The organism is Streptomyces sp. SID3212, assembly GCF_009865405.1.
In the GTDB taxonomy this organism is placed as follows: domain Bacteria; phylum Actinomycetota; class Actinomycetes; order Streptomycetales; family Streptomycetaceae; genus Streptomyces.
Map to the genome: position 1 here is coordinate 1 of NZ_WWJY01000552.1, position 5684 is coordinate 5684.

Below are 5684 nucleotides of genomic sequence, written 5' to 3' on the forward strand. Positions count from 1 at the left end.
GGCGGCCCGGGTCCCGCGTGGGGCCGCCCGCCCGCGGCCAAGCCCGGCGTGATCCCGCTGCGCCCGCTCGGGGTCGGCGAGATCCTCGACGGCGCGGTGTCCACCCTGCGCGCCCACTGGCGCACGGTGCTCGGCTTCACCCTCGCCGTCGCCGTCGTCACCCAGATCTGCGACATACTCGTCGTCCGCTACCTGGTCCCCGAACCTCAGCAGGTCGACCCGGAGGCGACCCCCTCCGAGGCACTCCGCCAGGCCGGCGACTCCGTCCGGGACAGTCTGTTCTCGCTGGCTCCCACGATGGTCATCACCCTGCTCGGCACCCTCTTCACCACCGCCGTCCTGACGATGGTCGTCAGCCGCTCCATCCTCGGACGCCCCGTCACTCTTTCCGAAGCGTGGCAGGAGGCCCGCCCCCGGCTCCTGCAACTGCTCGGACTGACGGTGCTGTTGCCCCTGGCCGCCGTCGTGATCATGGGCATCGGCGTGACCCCCGGCATCCTGGTGGGCTCCACCGCTGGCGTCCTCCTCGCCGTCCTGGGCGGACTGGCCGCGCTGGTCGTCATCTCGTGGCTGATGGTCCGCTTCGCCCTCGCCTCCCCGGCCCTGATGCTCGAACGCCAGGGCATCGCCGCGTCGTTGCGCCGCTCCGCCAAGCTCGTCAAGGGCTCCTGGTGGCGGATCTTCGGCATCCAGTCGCTGACCCTGCTGCTGACCTTCCTCGTCGCGATGATCGTCTCCATCCCGTTCGCGATCATCGCCCTGGCCGCGGACGGTGCCGGCATAGACGGCCTCGTCTCCGGCTCCACCCCCGAGTACGGCTGGACCTACCTGGTCATCACCGGCGTCGGCGCGGTCATCTCCTCCTCGATCACCTACCCGATCTCCGCCGGGGTGACCGTGCTCCTCTACGTCGACCAGCGCATCCGCCGCGAAGCCCTCGACCTCGAACTGGCCCGCGCCGTCGGCCTGACGGGCAACGGCACCGCCGCACCGGGTACCGAGACCCCCGGGAGCTGACGGGGTGTCCATCACGGGGGGCCCGGCCACAGCACGCTCGGTACTCGGCACGGCGGCGGACGGTCCGGTGGACCCGTCCCGCCTGCCCGCCCGCGAGGCCGCGGAGCGGGAACTGTCCAAACCGATGTACCACGAGAACGACCCGAACCTCCTCCAGCGCGCGATGAACCGCTTCTGGGAGTGGGTCGGCGACCTCCTCTCCTCCGTCTCCGGCGCGGCCCCCGGCGGCGCACTCGGCCTCGTCGTCATCCTGCTGGGCGTCACCGCACTCGTGGCCGCGCTCTGGTGGCGGCTGGGCACCCCCCACCGCACCCCCGCCAGGCCCGGCTCGCTCTTCGACGACCGGCCCCGCAGCGCCGCGGAGCACCGCGCCGCCGCCGACACACACGCCGCCGCGGGACGCTGGAACCAAGCCGTCCAGGAACGGATGCGCGCCATCGTCCGCTCCCTGGAGGAACGGACCCTGCTCGACCCCCGCCCGGGCCGCACCGCCGACGAGGCCGCCACCGAGGCGGGACGCCCCCTCCCCGCCCACGCGGACCGACTGCGCTCCGCCGCCCGGGAGTTCGACGACGTCACATACGGCGGCCGTACCACGGACCAGCAGGCATACCTGCGCATGCGGGAACTCGACCTCGATCTGGAACAGACCAAGCCGCAGCTGAGCAACGCCGCCGGGGGAACGGCCACATGACCCTCACCACCAGCCCCACCTCCCTGTCCCTCACCCCCCGTCAGATCTGGACCCGCGGCCGAGGCCTCCTCCTCGCCCTGGTCATCCTCCTGACGACGGGAACGGTCATGGCCGTCCTCCGCTCCGGCGACGAGCACGGCCGCCTCGACCCGCGCTCCGCCGACGCCCTCGGCAGCCGGGCCGTGGCCGAACTCCTCAAGAACGGCGGAGTCTCCACCGACGTCGTCACCACCCTCGACGAAGCCACCGCCGCCGCCCGCCCCGACACCACACTCCTGGTCGCCGCCCCCGAACTGCTGACCCCCTATCAGCAGGAGACCCTGAACGCCGCGACGACGTCCTCCGGCGGCCGCACCGTCCTGCTCGGCGCCGGCCCCTACTCCGTCGACGCCCTCGCCCCCGGCGTCCGCACCCACACCCCCGCCGAGGTCACCTCCCGCGCCCCCGACTGCTCCCTGCCCGCCGCCCGCCGCGCCGGCACGGTCGACCTCGGCGGCGAGCGCTACAGCACCGACTCGCCCGGCGCCGAGGCCTGTTACCCGGTCGACGGAGCACCGACCCTGCTCGTCCTCGCCGACCGGAACGACGGCGACACCGTCCTGCTCGGCTCTCCCGACCTCCTCTACAACGAGCGCCTCGACCAGCAGGGCAACGCGTCGCTGGCCCTTCAACTCCTCGGCTCCCGGCCTCATCTCGTCTGGTACCTCCCTTCGCTCAGCGATCCCACTTCTTCCGAGGACTCCGGCACCGACCGCGCGGCCGGCGGCGAGAGCGGCTTCCTCGACCTGATCCCCTCCGGCTGGCTCTGGGGCGCCTTCCAGCTCTTCCTCGCCGCACTGCTCGCCGCCGTATGGCGCGGTCGCAGGCTCGGCCCACTCGTCGCCGAACGGCTCCCCGTCGCCATCCGTGCCTCGGAGTCCGCCGAGGGCCGCGCCCGCCTCTACCGCAAGGCGAACGCCCGGGACCACGCGGCCTCGGTCCTGCGCGCCGCGTCCCGCGACCGCCTCGCCCCCCTCCTCGGCGTACCCCCCGGCAGGGCCCACCTTCCCGAGGCCCTGCTTCCCGCGGTCTCCGTCCGACTCCCGAACACCGCACTGGACCCGCACTCGTTGCTCTTCGGGCCGGCCCCGGCCGACGACAGCGCCCTCATCCGCCTGGCGGACCAACTCGACGCCCTCGAAAGAGAGGTACGTACCTCATGAGTGCCCCGACCGCAGAGACCGCAGAAGAGACCGCGGAGCCCACCGCGAACGCGGCGAAGGCCCGCGCCTCCCTGGAGGCCCTGCGCACCGAGATCGCGAAGGCGGTGGTCGGCCAGGACCCCGCCATCACCGGACTGGTCGTCGCACTCCTGTGCCGCGGCCACGTACTCCTCGAAGGAGTCCCCGGTGTCGCGAAAACCCTTCTCGTACGGGCACTCGCGGCCTCTCTGGAACTCGACACCAAGCGCGTCCAGTTCACCCCCGACCTGATGCCGAGCGATGTCACCGGCTCGCTCGTCTACGACGCCCGGACCTCCGAGTTCTCCTTCCAGCCGGGACCCGTCTTCACCCACCTGCTGATCGCGGACGAGATCAACCGCACCCCGCCCAAGACCCAGTCGTCGCTCCTGGAGGCGATGGAGGAGCGTCAGGTCACCGTCGACGGCACGGCGCGCATGCTGCCCGAACCGTTCCTCGTCGCCGCGACACAGAACCCGGTCGAGTACGAGGGCACGTACCCCCTTCCCGAAGCCCAGCTCGACCGCTTCCTCCTGAAGCTGACCGTGCCGCTGCCCTCCCGCGACGACGAGATCAGCGTCCTGACCCGCCATGCCGAAGGCTTCGACCCGCGCGATCTCCGGGCCGCCGGGGTGCGGCCCGTCGCCGGGCCGGCCGACCTGGAAGCGGCGCGCGCCGCCGTCGCCAGGACGTCCGTCTCACCCGAGATCGCGGGCTATGTCGTCGATATCTGCCGTGCCACGCGTGATTCCCCCTCGCTCACCCTCGGCGCCTCCCCGCGAGGCGCCACCGCTCTGCTGTCCACCGCCCGGGCCTGGGCCTGGCTCACCGGCCGTGACTACGTCATACCGGACGACGTGAAGGCTCTCGCCCTGCCCACGCTCCGTCATCGCGTCCACCTGCGGCCCGAGGCGGAAATGGAAGGCGTCACCGCCGATTCCGTCATCACCGCGATCCTCGCCCATGTCCCCGTCCCCCGATGAGGCGATGACCCGTGGCCCTCACCGGACGAACAGCGCTCCTCGCCGCCCTGGGCACGCTGCCCGTCGGGATCCTCGCCCCCAGCTGGGCGGGGATCCTCGCCGTCAACGCGCCTCTCTCACTCGCAATTCTGTGCGACTACGCCCTCGCGGCGCCAGTGAGATCGCTCCAATTCACCCGAAGTGGTGACACTTCAGTTCGACTCGGCGAGAGCGCGGAGGTCCAGCTGACCGTCACCAACCGCTCGACCCGGCGCCTGCGCGCCCACCTCCGTGACGCCTGGCCGCCCAGCAGCTGGCCGACCGGCGACGAACAGGCCGCGTCCCGCCACGAGTTGACGGTCCCCGCCGGCGAACGCCGCCGCCTCACCACCTTCCTCCGCCCCACCCGCCGCGGCGACCGGCACGCCGAGCGCGTCACCGTACGCTCGCTCGGTCCGATGGGCCTGGCGGCCCGCCAGAGCAACCACGACGTCCCCTGGACGCTCCGCGTCCTGCCGCCCTTCACGAGCCGCAAGCACCTGCCGTCCCGGCTGGCACGCCTGCGCGAACTCGACGGCAGGACCAGCGTCCTGATCCGCGGCCAGGGCACCGAGTTCGACAGCCTCCGCGACTACGTGCCGGGAGACGACACCCGCTCCATCGACTGGCGGGCGACCGCACGCCAGTCAGCGGTCGCGGTACGCACCTGGCGCCCCGAGCGCGACCGGCACATCCTCATCGTCCTCGACACCGGCCGCACCTCGGCCGGCCGGGTGGGCGACGTCCCCCGCCTGGACGCCGCCATGGACGCGACCCTGCTCCTGGGCGCGCTGGCAGCCCGCGCCGGGGACCGGGTGGACCTCCTGGCGTACGACCGCCGCATCCGCGCCCAGGTCCAGGGCAGGGCCGCGGGTGACCTCCTGCCCTCCCTCGTGAACGCTCTCGCCCCGCTCGAACCGGAACTGCTGGAGACGGATGCCCGCGGCCTCAGTTCGGCGATCTTGAAGAGCGCCCCGCGCCGCTCCCTGGTCGTGCTGCTGACGAGTCTCGACGCGACCCCGATCGAAGAGGGCCTGCTTCCCGTCCTCCCGCAACTGACCCAACGGCACACCGTGCTGGTGGCCTCGGTCTCCGACCCGCACATCGAGACAATGAGCACCGGGAGGGGCACAGTGGACGCGGTGTACGAAGCTGCCGCCGGCGCCCAGTCGAAGGGCCAGCGCCATCGCACGGCGGAACAGCTCCAGCGCCACGGGGTCACGGTCGTGGACGCGACGCCCGACAAACTCGCCCCCGCGCTGGCGGATGCCTACCTCGCGCTCAAGGCCGCAGGCCGCCTCTAAGGCGTCTCCATTCCCTGGAACGCAAGAAAGGCCCCGACGATGCCGTCGGGGCCTTTCTCTTTCCTTCGAGCCGCTGACGTGGATGGGCCCGGAACGCAGGAATGCCCTGTACCAGAAGGTACAGGGCATTCCCATAATCAAAGATTGTTCGGCGGCGTCCTACTCTCCCACAGGGTCCCCCCTGCAGTACCATCGGCGCTACGAGGCTTAGCTTCCGGGTTCGGAATGTAACCGGGCGTTTCCCTCACGCAATGACCACCGAAACACTATGAAGATATCCGAAAAGCTGGATGACAACACGGCTCTTCGTTACTTCAGAACTAACACAGTGGACGCGAGCAACTGAGGACAAGCCCTCGGCCTATTAGTACCAGTCAGCTTCAACCGTTACCGGTCTTCCACATCTGGCCTATCAACCCAGTCGTCTACTGGGAGCCTTAACCCCTCA

Annotated in this window: 5 protein-coding genes and 2 rRNA genes; 5 read left to right on the forward strand and 2 right to left on the reverse strand. The window is 71.2% G+C overall.

Translation table 11 applies throughout. The features are described 5' to 3' along the window. From GT042_RS16770 to GT042_RS16790, 5 genes are all read left to right on the forward strand, one after another. A partial coding sequence (locus GT042_RS16770; protein WP_237530863.1) for a hypothetical protein occupies positions 1 to 1017 on the forward strand: 1017 nt, incomplete at its 5' end. A 4-nt stretch (positions 1018 to 1021) separates the two neighbouring features. Next, positions 1022 to 1711: a DUF4129 domain-containing protein gene (locus GT042_RS16775; protein WP_345943796.1), complete on the forward strand. Its 690-nt coding sequence runs from the start codon at positions 1022 to 1024 to the stop codon at positions 1709 to 1711. Beyond that, positions 1708 to 2913: a DUF4350 domain-containing protein gene (locus GT042_RS16780; protein WP_161309525.1), complete on the forward strand. Its 1206-nt coding sequence runs from the start codon at positions 1708 to 1710 to the stop codon at positions 2911 to 2913. Before GT042_RS16775 ends, GT042_RS16780 begins: the two co-directional genes overlap by 4 nt. Beyond that, complete coding sequence (locus tag GT042_RS16785) at positions 2910 to 3914, forward strand: MoxR family ATPase (RefSeq protein ID WP_161309526.1); 1005 nt, start codon at positions 2910 to 2912, stop codon at positions 3912 to 3914. The genes GT042_RS16780 and GT042_RS16785 overlap by 4 nt, the downstream gene beginning before the upstream one ends. 11 nt (positions 3915 to 3925) lie before the next feature. Beyond that, entirely contained in the window at positions 3926 to 5236 is a 1311-nt protein-coding gene (locus GT042_RS16790) for a DUF58 domain-containing protein (protein ID WP_161309527.1), read from the forward strand. Positions 5237 to 5382: 146 nt separating this feature from the next. On the opposite strand, the gene rrf is transcribed toward GT042_RS16790, so the two are convergent. After that, positions 5383 to 5499: ribosomal RNA gene (gene rrf / locus GT042_RS16795) — 5S ribosomal RNA — on the reverse strand. An 81-nt stretch (positions 5500 to 5580) separates the two neighbouring features. Next, positions 5581 to 5684, reverse strand: a 23S ribosomal RNA gene (locus tag GT042_RS16800); the annotation flags it as partial.